The organism is Streptomyces sp. DF42 (assembly GCF_058267695.1).
The window spans coordinates 2,209,829-2,224,011 of sequence record NZ_CM177859.1 but is presented as its reverse complement, the minus strand read 5'-3'; the positions used below and the strand labels follow the sequence as shown (position 1 = coordinate 2,224,011).

The following is a 14,183-nucleotide window of genomic DNA, read 5'->3' as shown; positions in this document are numbered from 1 at the left end:
GCGATTTGTCCTCACTCAGGGTGTCCACGCCCTGGTTCGACGAGACCGACGGTGAGAGTTCCTGGCTTCCGGGACTACCTACCCCGGTGACAGTGGCGGGACCGCGCCGGACTTCCACCGGCTTCCTCTCGCGCCGTCGTACATGGCTCCGGCAGTCCACCACGGGCCCGGAAGGGCAGTCAACTTGCTGTTGACCTGGGACGGAGGAGTGTGCGCAGGCCCACATCCAAGAGGTCGCCGGGGTCATGCAAACGCGGGGTGCCGGGACGGATCGCCGTCCCGGCACCCAAGGGGTCCAAGGCCTCAGGCCTTGGCCACCACCAGATAGATCCCGTACGCCACCGCCGCCGCGCACGCCGCGAAGCACACGTAGGCGGCCGTGACCGCGACCGCGGCCGAGTCGCCCTGCACAGCGGCGCGTTCGCGGCGTGACAGGCCCACGATGCCGAGGGTGAACACGGCCACGAGGCCCACGGTGACCGCGAGGCTGACGCCGAAGACGGAGCCCAGAGCTGCCCAGTCGATCTTCATGCTGCTTCTCTTCCTTCGTGCCGGGTGCGCGGGCTCAGACGGCCGCGGCCGGCGGGATCGCGGGGTCGGGGGCGGTCGTGGCGGTCGTGGCCGGGGCGGGGATCGTGGCCGTCAGGCCCTCGGTCACCGTGCCCGCCGGGGGCGGGGCCACCGCGGCGATCGCCGTGGTCACCACACCGGCCGGCTCCTCGGCCTCGTTGACGTTCGTCGCGTCGACGACCTCGCGCCGGGAGAGCTTCCAGATGGCCGCGCTGGAGGCGATCAGGAAGACGGCGACGGCGGCCGTGCCCCAGGCGCCGAGATCCGTGACCGACTCGGCCAGCGCGCCCACCAGGGCCGCGGCCGGCAGCGTCAGGCACCAGGCCACGAGCATCCGGGTCGCCGTCGACCAGCGGACCACGCCGCCCTTGCGGCCGAGGCCCGCACCCATCACCGAACCGGAGACGACGTGCGTGGTGGACAGGGAGAAGCCGAGGTGCGAGGAGGCCAGGATCGCCGTGGCCGCGCTGGTCTGGGCGGCGAAGCCCTGCTGCGGCTGGAGTTCGGTCAGGCCCTTGCCCATGGTGCGGATGATCCGCCAGCCGCCGAGGTAGGTGCCGAGCGCGATGGCGAGCCCCGTGGAGAGGATGACCCAGGTGGGCGGGTCGGAGTCGGGGGCGACGGCGCCGCCGGCGACCAGGGCGAGGGTGATGATGCCCATCGTCTTCTGTGCGTCGTTGGTGCCGTGGGCCAGCGAGACCAGGCCCGCGGAGGCGATCTGCCCGGCCCGGTAGCCCTTCGCGGCGGCCTTGCCGTCGGCCTTCTTGCCCAGGGTGTACGACAGCCGGGTCGCGAGCATCGCCGCGAGGCCCGCCACGATCGGGGCGGCGAGCGCGGGGATGAGCACCTTGGTGACGAGCACGTCGCCGTGCACGGCGCCCGTGCCCGCCGAGGCGACGGTGGCGCCGATCAGGCCGCCCATCAGGGCGTGCGAGGAGCTGGAGGGGAGCCCGACCAGCCAGGTCAGCAGGTTCCAGAGGATCGCGCCGACCAGCGCAGCGAATATGACCTCGGGACGTATGCCGGTCTCGTCGACGAGACCTTTGGAGATCGTGTTGGCGACCTCCACCGAGAGAAAGGCGCCAACAAGGTTCAGCACGGCGGACATGGCCACCGCGACCTTGGGCTTGAGCGCGCCGGTCGAGATGGTGGTGGCCATCGCGTTGGCGGTGTCGTGGAAACCGTTCGTGAAATCAAACGCGAGTGCGGTTACCACCACAATCGCGAGGATCAGCGAGAAGCTTTCCATTTACCCAGGCAATCGTTCGAAGTCGTCGGTCGGTTGACCGTAGGAAACCTGAGTGAACGGAAGATGAACTGGGGCGGTCTCTGGAGTGTCCGGATGAGGGGGTCGCCGTACCGTTCGATCCCGGCGACCCTCTCGTCCCTTTCTGTCCCTTGGTCAGTGGCCCCGGGCGAACTTCCTCAGCTGCGTCTGGGAGCCGTTGAAGAGATTCTGGTCACCCGGCAGGCCGCCGCTGTTGTCGTACTGCCAGAAGGTCCAGAACGACCATCCGGCCGGCAGTGATCCCGCGTCCGCCGAGTCGTGGCGGGCGATCCACAGCGCGTGGTCGGAGGCGAAGGCGCGGCTGCCGCCGGTGCACGTGTTCCACCAGCGGGCGGTCGTGTAGATCACCGGGCGACGGCCGGTGAGCTGCTTCAGCTCCTTGCTGAACGACTTGACCCAGTTGACCATGCCCGCCTTGCTCAGGCCGTAGCACTTGTGCCGGGAGTCGTACGGGTTGTACTCGATGTCGAGCGCGGGCGGCAGAGTCCAGCCGTCCGCGCTCCACCTCCCGCCGTTGCGCACGAAGTAGGCCGCCTGCGTCGCGCCCGACGACTTGTTCGGCAGCGCGAAGTGGTACGCCCCGCGGATGATGCCGGCGGTGCGGGCGCCGTCGTACTGCCGGCTGAAGTACGGGTTGCGGTAGTTGGTGGACTCGGTCGCCTTGACGTATACGAACCTGGCGCCCCTGGCCTTCGCGCCGGACCAGTCGACGTTCTTCTGGTGGGAAGAGACGTCGTGCCCCTTCGGCGGGCTCGCCGCCGAGGCAGGAAGCTCGGCGAGGGCGGACGTCCCGATGGCGAGTGCGGCCGCGCAGACCGCTGTGACGCGGGTGCGACGGCGGAACGGTTTGCGATCACGAGCCATGTTTCCCCCCGGAATGGCGACGTGCACGACAAAACAACCGGAGATTACTGGAAGGTCATTGAATGTTCGTCGATCTCCAGCCAAGCACGGAGAGGGGAGGATATATCCGTGTACGGGGACTTTCGGAGGTTCGGCTTCCGCCCTAAAGTGCCCCTGCCCGGCGGCGGGTTGGGGGTGCGCCTGACAGGATCGCCGCATGGGTGAGCGGCGGCGGGACCAGCGGGGCGAACGGGATGCGAGAGAGGGTGCGCGGGATGTGCCGCGGAGGCGGGGGAGGGGTGTGGGTGACGAGGAGGCGCGCGCCTGGGACGCGCTCGTCGCGGCCGCCCGCCGCACGGTCCTCGACGGTCTCGTCGTCGGCACCTCCGGCAACGTCTCGGTGCGCGTCGGGGGCACCGTGCTGGTCACGCCGTCGGGCGTGCCCTACGACCGGCTCGGGCCCGCGGACGTGACCGGCGTCGACCTCGACGGCCGGCAGGTGCTCGGCACCCTGACCCCGACCAGTGAGCTGCCCATGCATCTCGCCGTCTACCGCACCACCGACGCCCGCGCCGTCGTCCACACGCACGCCGTACACGCGACGGCCGTCTCGACGCTCGTCCCCGAACTCCCGACGATCCACTACATGGCCGGCGCCCTCGGTGGACCTGTCCGAGTTGCGCCCTATGCGACATACGGCACCGATGAGTTGGCCGAGAACATGCTCCACGCCCTCGCCGACCGCACCGGCTGCCTCCTCCAGAACCACGGCATGATCACCTACGGCACCACCCTGGACCAGGCCTACGACCGCACGGCCCAACTGGAGTGGATGTGCCGCCTGTGGCTGACGGCGTCGTCGGTACCGGGCATGTCGCCGAGACTGCTGTCCCGCGAACAGATGGCGGAGGCGGGCGAGAAGCTGCGGGGATACGGGCAGCGGGGCTGAGCCCACCGCGCCCAGTGGCGGTGCCGGGCACCCCGCCCCGGGAGTGCCGGTCCCGCAACCGGCTTCACCCCGTTCCGCCCTCCCGCTGGCCCGTGACCGGGTTGGCCAGGACACTGGACGGGTGCGCACCGTCAAAACAACGGCCGCTGCCGTCACCGTGGCCCTGGCAGCCGGCGCAGCCTCCGTGGCCGCCGGCCGGTTCGCGAGCGACGCGGCACTCAAGGCGTCCCCGGGCAGGCCGCTGCCCACCGAACCGCGGCTCACCGTGCACGCGACGGCCGCCGGCCAGATCGCGCTCACCCGCGACCTGGCGGCCCTGCGCCCCGGCACCTACGGCCTCTCCGGCGATGGCAGCCATGCCGTCGTCGGCCCCGTCCTCGACACCGCCACGCACTCCGCCGACACCGTCGTCCGCCGCCTGGAACGGGTCACGCACGGCGCCCTGGAGCCCGGCGACAAGGTGTGGCTGACCCCGAACGTGCACATCGGCGACCCGAGCACCGCCCTCGGCCTCGACCACACCGACGTGGACATCCCCGGCGAACTCGGCTCCCTGCCCGCCTGGTTCGTGCCCGGCGTCCGGGACACCTGGGTGATCACGGTGCACGGCCTGGGAGCCACCAGGGAACACCCCATGAACGTGATGGAGTTCCTGCACCGGCAGCGCTTCCCGGTGCTCGACCTCGCCTACCGCGGCGACCGCGGCGCCCCCCGTTCCCCGGACGGTCTGAACCACCTCGGCGAGACGGAGTGGCGCGACATGGACGCGGCGATCCGGTATGCCGTGAACCACGGTGCCAGGCACGTCGTGCTGCACGGCTGGTCCACCGGTGCCACCATGGCGCTGCGCGCCGCCGCGCACTCCGCGCTGCGGGAGAGCATCTCGGGGCTGGTCCTGGACTCCCCGGTCCTCAGCTGGGCCACGACACTGCGCGCCCTCGCCTCGGCCCGCCGCACGCCGGGCGCGCTGCTGCCGCTCGCCGTGCGGGCCGCCCAGGGGCGCACGGGCATGGAACGCGATCGCACCGCCGGGGCCGCACAGCTCACCGTCCCGACGCTGATCTTCCACGGCCCCGACGACACACTGGCCCCCTGGGAGCACTCCCGCCGGCTCGCGCACGCCCACCCCAACCTGATCGCCCTGCGCACCGTGGCGAAGGCCGGGCACGGTGCGATGTGGAACGCCGACCCGAAGGCCTACGAAGAGGCGTTGCGCCGCTTCCTGACCCCGCTGATGTGACCCCGCCGAGGTGACCCTCCGCCAGGCCCGGTCGCAGTGGAGCTGAACAACAAGCGCGATTCCGTTTAAGGCCGTACCACTGGCCGGTTCTCGGCCCCGAGCCGCTCGCCGGCCCCGTCCGTTGGCCAGTCCCGTAGCCCGCCGTGACATTCCGTTTGGGTTTTCGGACCGTCAACCGGAAGACTGCACCCGTGACGTCCCGTATCCCGCGCGACTCCAGGCTTCGACTCGTCCGCCCGCGACCCCTGGCCGCCGCCCCCTCAGCTGTGAACCAGCGGCGCCCGCGCCGCGCCGCGCCCCGCCCTCCGGAGGGCACACCGGCGCCCGCGGAGCTGGCCAGAATGGCGCGCTCCGGTCTGGCCGCCGCGGCCCGCGTCGCCCGCTGGGCGGACGCCGCGTTCGGCCCGGGCGGCGACAGCGCGACAGCCGACGGCAAGGCCACCCTCGCCGAGGCGACCGCGGAACGGGCCTCCCGCGACCTGGGCCTGACAGCGGCTCAGGTCCGTGCCGACTGGGACACCGCCCGTCTCGCAGGCCTCGTCGAGGTGCACGGCGACAGCGCCCGCCCCGGTTGGCGGCTGCGTGCCTGGGACCGCGACGACAGCGCCGTACTGCGCGGCTGGGTCGCCCTGTTCGACGCCTGGTCGCTTGCTCACGCCGAGCCGGCGGAGCACGAGCCCGCGGCCGTCGCCGAGGTCGTCTCGGCCATGCCTCAGGTGCTCTCCTTCCTCCAGCTGTCCGCCGGGCCCGTCCCGGTCGACCAGCTTCTGGACCTGCTGGAGCAGCGGGTCACCGAACTGCGCACCGAGCGCTGCGAGATCCCCTACGGGCCGCAGCCCGACTCCCTGCAGCAGCCGCAGGCCCTCGACACCCCGCTCGCGCCCCTCCTCGACTGGGCCCTGCACGCCCTCGGCTCCGTCGGCGCCCTCACCTACGGCGACGGACAGGCCACGCTCACCCCGCTCGGCAGCTGGGCGGTCTGGGTCAAGCTGGAGCAGATCTGCGTCGCCGCGCAGAGCCCCGCCGGGAACATCGAGCAGGCCGCCGAGGACATGCTCCGCGGCTGCGCCCAGCTCCGCCCCAACGCGGCCCGCGCCGAGTACCGCGCCTGGCTCGCCGCCCGGCCCGTCGGCAGCGCCGTCAGCGAACTCATCGACGCGGCCCGCGGCGACGACGCCCTGCTGCGCGGCCTCGCCTTCGAGGCACTGCGCGTGGTCGGCGCCCCCGCCGAGCCCGACGTCAGAGCCGTGGCCGACGAGCCCACGCTGCGGCCCTACGCCTTGCTGTGGCTCGCCGAGCACGACGGCGTCGACCCCGAGGACGCCCACGAGGTCCTCACCCGGCAGGAGGCCACCTGGCTGTGGGTCGACACCGCGGCCGCCGTCGCCGACCACGGCGAGTCCCCGATGCTCGTACGGCACCTGGAGTCCGCCGTGCAGCCGACGGTCCCCATGCTCCTGGACGAGGTGCGCGCCGTCGGCCACCCCCGCACCGTGCAGGTCCTGGTCGCACTCGCCGCGGCGCACCCGGACCCCGCCCTGGCGAAGGCCGTGCGCCGCGCCGCCTTCCAGGTGCACACCGGCGGCAATTAGGAGCCGTCGGCGGGCATCCGGGGCGCGTACGCGCCAAAGCTCCGGATGGTGCCCTCGGCGTCCCGGGCCAGGCAGCTCCGCGAGCCGTGGCCCTGGCCCGTCGGGGGCGTCAGGGTCTCCACGGACGCCGACCCGCTCCACCCAGCCGTCGACGAGCGCGTCCTCCTGACGCGCTTCGAGCAGGCGCCGGCCCGTGGGGAGCCGGGACAGCAGGCGCAGGGCGAGGTTCTCGGCCCCGCTGAACTCTCCGCCGACGCCGCGCGCCGGGGGAGTGTGCGTCGACGGCGTCCACGACGACGTACACCCCGCTCGGGCCCGCGCCCTTCCTCGCCGAGCGAGTCGAAGACGCCGCCGCGGCCCTTGGAACCGACCGTCACCGCGCCGCTGCCCTGTGCCGGCTCGGCGCGCGTCACCGAGCCGTCCTCGCCCTCGGACACCGAGATACGGAGATCTCGGCCCGCGGCCGCCCACCGGCGCCGGCGAAGAGCCGAACGGGGGACGCGCCCGCCCACCCCGCCGTGTCATGTCGCCACACCCCGGCCGCCGCCCCCGCGCATGGCTACGCTCTGCGCCGGATCCGAGGGTGATGGGCGCGGAAGGGGGCACGGTGGGCGATCTGCCGGTCAAGACGACGAGGGCGCGCCGCGCCACCCCGGAGACCGGTGAACTCCCGGGCGCCCGCCGCGTGACCCGCCGCCTCGTCGCCACCCTGGTCCTCCTCCTGGCGGTGCCCGTCCTGGCCGCCGTCCACGAGTCCCGCCCCGCCCCCTACGGAGACCACTTCACCGCCGACGCGCGCTACACACGCGACGGCCGCCGTCCGCTCGCCGTGCTCCTCGCGCGCGGGGACACCATCACGCTCTGGGACGACGGACTGGTCACCGCCGCCGACGGCGCCACCGTCCGCTGGCACCGAGCCCTCCCCGCGAGCGCCGACTGGCTGCCCGCCCAGGGCGGCACCGGCGTCCTGCGCCCCCTCGGCCGTGGAATCCTCGCCGTCGTCACCCCGCCCCGCATCGCCGCCTACCGCATCGCCGACGGCGACCTGCGCTGGGTCGTGCCCGCGCGCGGTGGGTGCGCCTTCGCACCCGAGCGTGCCGTACGTCACGCCGCCGGAGCGCTGCTCGTCGCCCAGCCCTGCCCGGAATCGGCGTGGACGTCCCAGCTCATCGCCGTGGACGACCTGGGCCGGATCACCCCGCACCGTGCGCCTCTCGGCAACGGCCTCCCGGACGGGCGGCCCGAACACCCGAGCACAGAAAAAGTGGTTGCACAGCCCCGTTAGACTTGGCCCATGGCCATTCTCCTCGCGCATTAGACGGCGGGAACGTCCTCAGTCGCCCACCCGTCACCCCAGTCTGCCCTGGAGCCTGTCCGTGATCTCCGCCTCCGGTATCGAGCTGCGCGCCGGTGCCCGCGTCCTCATCGAGTCCGCCTCTTTCCGTATCGCCAAGGGCGACCGCATCGGACTCGTCGGCCGTAACGGCGCCGGCAAGACCACCCTCACCAAGGTCCTCGCCGGCGACGGCATCCCCGCCGGAGGCACGGTCACCCGCTCCGGCGAGGTCGGCTACCTCCCGCAGGACCCGCGCACCGGCGACCTCGACATCCTCGCCCGCGACCGCGTCCTGTCCGCGCGCGGTCTCGACGTACTGCTTCGCAAGATGCGCGAGAACGAACAGCGGATCGCCAACGGCCAGGGCGCCACCCGCGAGAAGGCGCTCAAGCAGTACGAGCGCAACGAGACCGAGTTCCTCACCAAGGGCGGGTACGCCGCCGAGGCCGAGGCCGCCACCATCGCCGCCGCCCTCAACCTGCCCGACCGGGTGCTCGGCCAGCCGCTGCACACGCTCTCCGGCGGTCAGCGCCGCCGTATCGAACTGGCCCGCATCCTCTTCTCGGACGCGGACACCCTGCTGCTCGACGAGCCGACCAACCACCTCGACGCGGACTCGATCGTCTGGCTGCGCGACTACCTGAAGACCTACCGCGGCGGATTCATCGTCATCTCCCACGACGTCGACCTGGTCGAGACGGTCGTCAACAAGGTGTTCTACCTGGACGCCAACCGCGCCCAGATCGACATCTACAACATGGGCTGGAAGCTCTACCAGCAGCAGCGCGAGGCCGACGAGAAGCGCCGCAAGCGGGAGCGGGCCAACGCCGAGAAGAAGGCCGCCGCACTCCATTCGCAGGCCGACAAGATGCGCGCCAAGGCCACCAAGACGGTCGCCGCGCAGAACATGGCCCGGCGCGCGGACAAGCTGCTCTCCGGCCTGGAGGCGGTGCGCCAGAGCGACAAGGTCGCCAAGCTGCGCTTCCCCGAGCCCGCGCCGTGCGGAAAGACGCCCCTGACCGCCGAGGGCCTGTCGAAGTCGTACGGCTCGCTGGAGATCTTCACCGACGTCGACCTGGCCATCGACAAGGGTTCCCGCGTCGTCATCCTCGGCCTGAACGGCGCCGGCAAGACCACCCTGCTCAGGCTCCTCGGCGGCGTCGAGACACCCGACACCGGCGAGGTCGTCGAGGGCCACGGCCTCAAGCTCGGCTACTACGCGCAGGAGCACGAGACCCTCGACCCGGAGCGCACGGTCCTGGAGAACATGCGGTCCGCCGCCCCCGACCTGGACCTCGTCGAGGTGCGCAAGACGCTCGGCTCGTTCCTGTTCTCCGGCGACGACGTCGACAAGCCGGCCGGTGTCCTCTCCGGCGGCGAGAAGACCCGCCTGGCCCTGGCGACCCTGGTGGTCTCCTCCGCGAACGTCCTGCTGCTGGACGAGCCGACCAACAACCTCGACCCCGCCAGCCGCGAGGAGATCCTCGGCGCCCTGCGCACCTACAAGGGCGCGGTCGTCCTCGTCACCCACGACGAGGGCGCCGTCGAGGCGCTGCAGCCGGAGCGGATCATCCTGCTGCCGGACGGTGTCGAGGACCTGTGGGGCGCCGACTACGCGGACCTCGTCGCCCTCGCCTGAGAGCCGGCACTGCGTGATCGACAGCGTGATCCACGGCGTATGGATCATTCGGCCGATCCGTGATCCATCATCTGTGTGAGATCTCCTCGTACCGAGGTGTGTCCTACATCGAATTCCCGGCCGAGCCCTTTATCGACAAGGGCTCGGCCGTTGTACGTCTCTGACCTGCTGCTTCGCGAAATAACCCGTTCGGCGGTACGAACGCCCATGGGGAGAATCACAGATTCCGCTTGTGGGGATGCGCTCCTGTCGTCAAAACCCTGTCTCACGGACCTTGCCGAATGGGTGGCCATGAACGCCCGGAGGGGTGATCATGAGGGGACCAGAGCGCACTTCCCACGAGGAGGCACGGGTGGCCGAGACTCTGAAGAAGGGCAGCCGGGTAACCGGCGCCGCGCGCGACAAGCTCGCGGCAGACCTGAAGAAGAAGTACGACTCCGGTGCGAGCATTCGGGCGCTGGCCGAGGAAACCGGCCGCTCGTATGGCTTCGTGCACCGGATGCTCAGCGAGTCGGGCGTCACGCTCCGTGGGCGTGGCGGGGCGACGCGGGGCAAGAAGGCCGCCTCGTCCTGATCTCGGGAGGCTCATCGGCTTCGATGGTGGCCACCCGGTCGGTCGGCAGATCGGCCGGGTGGTTACTGTGCAGTCACTTAGCTTCGCTCTGCTGACCGCACTCATCGGAGGCATTCCATGGCTTCGCCTGCCCAGGACCTCGGTCCGCTGCTCGACAAGGACGGCGTACGGCTCACCGTCGACGACGCGATCGCCACGGTGACGCTGGACAACCCGACCAAGCGCAACGCGCAGAGCCCCGGCATGTGGCGTGCGCTCGCCGAAGCCGGGCGGGTCCTGCCGGGGTCGGTCCGTGTCGTCGTGCTGCGCGCCGAGGGGCAGTCGTTCTCCGCCGGGCTCGACCGGCGCATGTTCACGCCCGAGGGAATCGAGGGCGAGCCGACGTTCGTCGACATCGCGCGCAGCAGCGACGGCGAACTCGACGCGATCATCGCCGAGTTCCAGGCCGGATTCACCTGGTGGCGGCGCAGTGACCTCGTGTCCATCGCCGCCGTGCAGGGGCATGCCATCGGCGCCGGCTTCCAGCTGGCACTCGCCTGCGACCTGCGCGTGGTCGCCGACGACGTGCAGTTCGCCATGCGCGAGACCAGCCTCGGACTCGTACCCGACCTGACCGGCACGCATCCGCTCGTCGGACTGGTGGGCTACGCCCGCGCACTGGAGATCTGCGCGACCGGCCGCTTCGTCCTGGCCGAGGAGGCCGTCAGCACCGGCCTCGCCAACCTCGCGGTACCCGCCGAACAGCTTGAGGGCGCCGTGCACGACCTGGTGTCGGCTGTCCTGGCGGCACCCCGGGACGCGGTGATCGAGACCAAGGCACTGCTGCGCGGGGCGCAGGGCCGGGACTACGACGCCCAGCGCGCCGCCGAGCGGGCCGCGCAGGCACGGCGACTGCGGGACCTGGCCGGCCTGGGCGAGTGAGCCGACCCGGCGAGTGGGCCGACCGCACGGACGTCGCCACGACCGCTCGCCCACGGCAGTGAGCAGCGCACGGCTCTGATCAGCCCACGGCTGTGATCAGTACCGCCACCGTCAGGTGATCCGCCGGCGACGCGGAGACCGCCGCGCGCACCTCCCGGGCCACGTCCACGGCCCGGTGGCCCGCGTCCACCGCCAGCTCCACGCGCGCGTGGCGGTGCGGCAGCGCGCCCTCCTCGTGCCGCTCCTCGATGTGCACGGACCGGCCGAGGCCGCCCGTCAGACGGGCGACCCCCGGGACGGCGAGGGCGGCAGCCGCGGCGCGGCCCTCGTCGCCCGTCCCGGACCCGGCGGCGGGCGGTGGCTCCGGCGGCCGCACCGGCACGGCCTCCGGGTCCTCGTCCAGCAGCGCCGTGACCCGCAGGTCCACCTCCGCCACCACCAGGCCGAGCAGCCCGGTCGCCGCGGCCGTCAGCGTTGTACGCAGCAGGGTCGCCGTCGTCGGCAGTGGCTGCGCGGCCGTCGCCGCGAAGTCCGCCGTCAGCCGCAGCGGTCCGGGCGGCAGGGCGCTCGGCGGGGGCGGTACGGCGGGGTCGGCTGCGGAGTCCGGGTCGGCGAGCGCGATCCGTAGCCCGTCCAGCCGTACCCAGCGCAACTCCCCGGCCGCGCGCCTGAGCACCGCCTCGGCCGCCGTCTCCGAGATCCACGCGCCCTCGCGCGGTCCACCCAGGGGCAGGAGTCTGCCCAGGCCCAGTTGATGCCGTACCTGTTGCGCCCACCGTTCCGCCGTCATTCCTCCAGCCTGCCGCATCCCCGGCGCGCGGTGGCGCAACCCCACTTACCGTGGTGAAAGGAGGACGAATCGAAGGGACGTACGGCGATGACCGACATGACGGAGCAGAACCGGACGAGGAGCCCTGGAGAAGCGGGCGAGGCCCCGGACAGCCCAACGCTGCGGAAGTCGGCGCGGCGCGGCGGGGGAGACCCGGCCACCCGGGGACGTACGACGATCGCCGACGGGGTCGTGGAGAAGATCGCCGGACTGGCCGCGCGCGACGTGGTCGGCGTGCACGCCCTCGGCAGCGGGATCAGCCGCACCTTCGGCGCCGTGCGCGACCGGGTGCCGGGCGGGTCGAAGTCCGTGACACGCGGCGTGAAGGCCGAGGTCGGCGAGGTGCAGACGGCGCTCGACCTGGAGATCGTCGTCGACTACGGCGTCTCGATCTCCGACGTCGCCCATGACGTGCGCGAGAACGTCATCGCGGCGGTGGAGCGGATGGCCGGCCTCGAGGTCGTGGAGGTCAACATCGCGGTCAGTGATGTGAAGCTGCCGGAGGAAGAGGACGAGGAGCCGGAGACGCGGCTCCAGTGACATCGACATCCCGGAGACCGGACAACCGCACCGCTGAGGGGAGTGCACGATGAGCATGGCCGTGGTCGGCATGATCGCCGGAATGGCGCTGGGCTTCGCCGGGTACTTCGGCGGCTTCGGGGCCTTTGTGCTGGTGGCCGCCCTGGGTGGCATCGGTTTCGTCGTCGGCCGGTTCCTGGAGGGGGACCTGGAACTCGGCGACTTCTTCCGTACGCGTGACGACCGCCGGCGGTGACACCAGTGAGCGAGGGTGCCGCTGAGCCTCGCAGACGCCCGGCCACCGTCGCGCCGGGCGAACGCGGTGCCACCAGGATCGCCGACCGGGTGGTCTCGAAGGTCGCCGCTCAGGCCGCCCGCGAAATGCTCGCCGGCCAGTCCGGGGACACCACGCCCGCGCAGGCCGCCGTCGTGGTCCACCATGGCGCCGCCCATGTCCGCCTGCACGTCGAGCTCGACTACCCCTGCGACATCGGTGCGCGGTGCGCGGAGGTGCGTCGGCATGTCGCTTCGCGGGTAGGCGCGTTGGTGGGCATGGAGGTGCCGGAGGTCGCCGTTCACGTGGAGCGGCTGCATCTGACCCCGGCACACGGCGCGGCACAGGGGAGGACGCGATGAGCGAGCCCCAGGGCTTTGAGGGCACCACACAACGACTGCCGGTCATCGAGAAGGCGCCCGGAGGCGACCTGGACCACGCACCACCGCCCCCGCCGGCGGCCGACGACGCACGCGAGGGACGCTTCTGGTCCGCGCGCCGCATCCCCGCGGGCATCGTCGCGGTCCTGGTCCTGGCGGTCGCGGGCATCTTCCTCTACGACGTCGCAGCCGTGCGCGCCGGCCGGCCCGCGATGAGCTGGCGCCGCGAACTCGCCCGGCAGCTGGCCGAGCGCCCCCTCGACGACACCTGGGTGCTCGTCGGCGCGGGCGTCGCCGCGGTCCTCGGCCTCTGGCTGATCGTGCTCGCCGCCACGCCGGGCCTGCGCGGCGTCCTGCCGATGCGGCGCCCCGACACCGACGTACACGCCGGTCTGTACCGGGAGGCGGCCGCGCTGGTGCTGCGCGACCGTGCCATGGAGGTCGCCGGTGTGCAGTCGGTACGGGTGCGGGTGCGCCGGTCCCGGGCCGACGTCTTCGCCGTCTCGCACTTCCGCGAACCGGACGACGTGCGCGCCGACCTGGACACCGCGCTCGCGGAGGCGGTCGACGGCCTGGGGCTGTCCCGGCCCCCCGCGCTGTCGGTGCACGTACGGCGTCCCGGACGGAAGAGGTGAGGGCGATGCTCAGGACCGTCAACCGCGTGCTGATCGGGATCGTCGGGCTGGTGCTGCTCCTGCTGGGCGGCTCCGTACTGGCCGTGGGACTCGGCCTGAAGCCCCCCTCCTGGTGGATCCACGACGGGCGGCACGACGTGCTGCTCAGCGACGCCGAGCGCACCCGCTGGCGGGACGCCGGCTGGTGGTGGCCCACCGTCATCGCCGTGCTGGCCGTCCTGGTCCTGCTGGGCCTGTGGTGGCTGACCTCGGTCCTGCGCCGGCGGCGCCTCGCCGAGGTCATGGTCGACACCGGCGACGGCGAGGGGGCGCTGCTGCGGGGCCGGGCCCTGGAGGGCGTACTGGCGGGCGAGGCGGGCGAGCTGGACGGCGTGGCGCACGCCCACGCCCGGCTGACCGGCAACCGCGACGCCCCGAAGGCGCGCGTACAACTCCACCTGGAACCGCACGTGGACCCGGTAGCCGCCCTGCACCACCTCACGGACCAGGCCCTGATGCACGCACGCAATTCGGCGGGCCTCGCGGCCCTTCCCGCGGAGGTGCGGCTGAAGGGCGTCAAGCACCGTGCGGAAAGGGTGAGTTGACCGGGCCGGG

16 protein-coding genes and 1 riboswitch are annotated in these 14,183 nt (G+C 72.3%); of the genes, 12 read left to right on the top strand and 4 right to left on the bottom strand.

What is annotated here, in order from left to right; all coding sequences use genetic code 11:
• Positions 1-36 precede the first annotated feature (36 nt).
• Positions 37-176: riboswitch (cobalamin riboswitch) on the bottom strand.
• 127 nt (positions 177-303) lie between these two features.
• From ACYUED_RS10145 to ACYUED_RS10135, 3 genes are all read right to left on the bottom strand, one after another.
• Positions 304-531 (bottom strand): hypothetical protein, encoded by a 228-nt coding sequence (locus ACYUED_RS10145; RefSeq protein ID WP_491291940.1) that lies wholly within the window; start codon positions 529-531, stop codon positions 304-306.
• Positions 532-565: 34 nt separating this feature from the next.
• The gene (locus ACYUED_RS10140; protein ID WP_491291939.1) at positions 566-1,819 is read right to left on the bottom strand and encodes an inorganic phosphate transporter; all 1,254 of its coding nucleotides are present in this window, start codon (positions 1,817-1,819) and stop codon (positions 566-568) included.
• 153 nt (positions 1,820-1,972) lie between these two features.
• Complete coding sequence (locus ACYUED_RS10135) at positions 1,973-2,722, bottom strand: lysozyme (protein WP_491291938.1); 750 nt, start codon at positions 2,720-2,722, stop codon at positions 1,973-1,975.
• Between the two features lie 196 nt (positions 2,723-2,918).
• Here ACYUED_RS10135 and ACYUED_RS10130 point away from each other — a divergent pair, with 196 nt between their 5' ends.
• From ACYUED_RS10130 to ACYUED_RS10100, 7 genes are all read left to right on the top strand, one after another.
• Positions 2,919-3,650: a class II aldolase/adducin family protein gene (locus tag ACYUED_RS10130; protein ID WP_491291937.1), complete on the top strand. Its 732-nt coding sequence runs from the start codon at positions 2,919-2,921 to the stop codon at positions 3,648-3,650.
• Positions 3,651-3,771: 121 nt separating this feature from the next.
• The gene (locus ACYUED_RS10125; protein WP_491291936.1) at positions 3,772-4,890 is read left to right on the top strand and encodes an alpha/beta hydrolase family protein; all 1,119 of its coding nucleotides are present in this window, start codon (positions 3,772-3,774) and stop codon (positions 4,888-4,890) included.
• Positions 4,891-5,231: 341 nt separating this feature from the next.
• The gene (locus tag ACYUED_RS10120) at positions 5,232-6,482 is read left to right on the top strand and encodes a hypothetical protein (RefSeq protein ID WP_491291935.1); all 1,251 of its coding nucleotides are present in this window, start codon (positions 5,232-5,234) and stop codon (positions 6,480-6,482) included.
• A 607-nt stretch (positions 6,483-7,089) separates the two neighbouring features.
• Positions 7,090-7,767, top strand: coding sequence for a hypothetical protein (locus ACYUED_RS10115; protein WP_491291934.1), 678 nt, complete (start codon positions 7,090-7,092; stop codon positions 7,765-7,767).
• A 91-nt stretch (positions 7,768-7,858) separates the two neighbouring features.
• On the top strand, positions 7,859-9,457 hold the full coding sequence (locus tag ACYUED_RS10110; protein WP_491291933.1) for an ABC-F family ATP-binding cassette domain-containing protein: 1,599 nt from the start codon (positions 7,859-7,861) through the stop codon (positions 9,455-9,457).
• A gap of 352 nt (positions 9,458-9,809) precedes the next feature.
• Positions 9,810-10,031: a helix-turn-helix domain-containing protein gene (locus ACYUED_RS10105; protein ID WP_004002281.1), complete on the top strand. Its 222-nt coding sequence runs from the start codon at positions 9,810-9,812 to the stop codon at positions 10,029-10,031.
• A 117-nt stretch (positions 10,032-10,148) separates the two neighbouring features.
• Positions 10,149-10,952 (top strand): enoyl-CoA hydratase/isomerase family protein, encoded by an 804-nt coding sequence (locus ACYUED_RS10100; RefSeq protein WP_491291932.1) that lies wholly within the window; start codon positions 10,149-10,151, stop codon positions 10,950-10,952.
• A 79-nt stretch (positions 10,953-11,031) separates the two neighbouring features.
• Here the strand turns inward: ACYUED_RS10100 and ACYUED_RS10095 are convergent, their stop codons facing one another.
• Positions 11,032-11,742 carry a nucleopolyhedrovirus P10 family protein gene (locus ACYUED_RS10095; RefSeq protein WP_491291931.1) on the bottom strand — a complete coding sequence of 237 codons (711 nt, stop codon included), beginning with the start codon at positions 11,740-11,742 and terminating at the stop codon, positions 11,032-11,034.
• 87 nt (positions 11,743-11,829) lie between these two features.
• Here ACYUED_RS10095 and ACYUED_RS10090 point away from each other — a divergent pair, with 87 nt between their 5' ends.
• From ACYUED_RS10090 to amaP, 5 genes are read left to right on the top strand one after another with little or no spacing between them, the layout of a single operon-like run.
• On the top strand, positions 11,830-12,321 hold the full coding sequence (locus ACYUED_RS10090) for an Asp23/Gls24 family envelope stress response protein (RefSeq protein ID WP_491291930.1): 492 nt from the start codon (positions 11,830-11,832) through the stop codon (positions 12,319-12,321).
• 49 nt (positions 12,322-12,370) lie between these two features.
• Positions 12,371-12,556: a hypothetical protein gene (locus tag ACYUED_RS10085; protein WP_491291929.1), complete on the top strand. Its 186-nt coding sequence runs from the start codon at positions 12,371-12,373 to the stop codon at positions 12,554-12,556.
• Positions 12,553-12,936, top strand: a complete 384-nt coding sequence (locus tag ACYUED_RS10080) for an Asp23/Gls24 family envelope stress response protein (protein WP_491291928.1) — start codon at positions 12,553-12,555, stop codon at positions 12,934-12,936. Before ACYUED_RS10085 ends, ACYUED_RS10080 begins: the two co-directional genes overlap by 4 nt.
• Positions 12,933-13,589, top strand: a complete 657-nt coding sequence (locus ACYUED_RS10075; protein WP_491291927.1) for a DUF6286 domain-containing protein — start codon at positions 12,933-12,935, stop codon at positions 13,587-13,589. The genes ACYUED_RS10080 and ACYUED_RS10075 overlap by 4 nt, the downstream gene beginning before the upstream one ends.
• A 5-nt stretch (positions 13,590-13,594) precedes the next feature.
• Positions 13,595-14,173 carry an alkaline shock response membrane anchor protein AmaP gene (amaP, locus tag ACYUED_RS10070; protein WP_491291926.1) on the top strand — a complete coding sequence of 193 codons (579 nt, stop codon included), beginning with the start codon at positions 13,595-13,597 and terminating at the stop codon, positions 14,171-14,173.
• Positions 14,174-14,183 lie beyond the last annotated feature (10 nt).

Excerpts from the sequence above, each read along its gene's own strand:
- ACYUED_RS10075 (WP_491291927.1), top strand. The coding sequence starts at position 12,933 with ATGAGCGAGCCCCAGGGCTTTGAGGGCACCACACAACGACTGCCGGTC.
- amaP (WP_491291926.1), top strand. The coding sequence starts at position 13,595 with ATGCTCAGGACCGTCAACCGCGTGCTGATCGGGATCGTCGGGCTGGTG.
- ACYUED_RS10130 (WP_491291937.1), top strand. The coding sequence starts at position 2,919 with ATGGGTGAGCGGCGGCGGGACCAGCGGGGCGAACGGGATGCGAGAGAG.
- ACYUED_RS10100 (WP_491291932.1), top strand. The coding sequence starts at position 10,149 with ATGGCTTCGCCTGCCCAGGACCTCGGTCCGCTGCTCGACAAGGACGGC.
- ACYUED_RS10135 (WP_491291938.1), bottom strand. The coding sequence starts at position 2,722 with ATGGCTCGTGATCGCAAACCGTTCCGCCGTCGCACCCGCGTCACAGCG.
- ACYUED_RS10085 (WP_491291929.1), top strand. The coding sequence starts at position 12,371 with ATGAGCATGGCCGTGGTCGGCATGATCGCCGGAATGGCGCTGGGCTTC.
- ACYUED_RS10145 (WP_491291940.1), bottom strand. The coding sequence starts at position 531 with ATGAAGATCGACTGGGCAGCTCTGGGCTCCGTCTTCGGCGTCAGCCTC.
- ACYUED_RS10120 (WP_491291935.1), top strand. The coding sequence starts at position 5,232 with ATGGCGCGCTCCGGTCTGGCCGCCGCGGCCCGCGTCGCCCGCTGGGCG.
- ACYUED_RS10095 (WP_491291931.1), bottom strand. The coding sequence starts at position 11,742 with ATGACGGCGGAACGGTGGGCGCAACAGGTACGGCATCAACTGGGCCTG.
- ACYUED_RS10090 (WP_491291930.1), top strand. The coding sequence starts at position 11,830 with ATGACCGACATGACGGAGCAGAACCGGACGAGGAGCCCTGGAGAAGCG.
- ACYUED_RS10140 (WP_491291939.1), bottom strand. The coding sequence starts at position 1,819 with ATGGAAAGCTTCTCGCTGATCCTCGCGATTGTGGTGGTAACCGCACTC.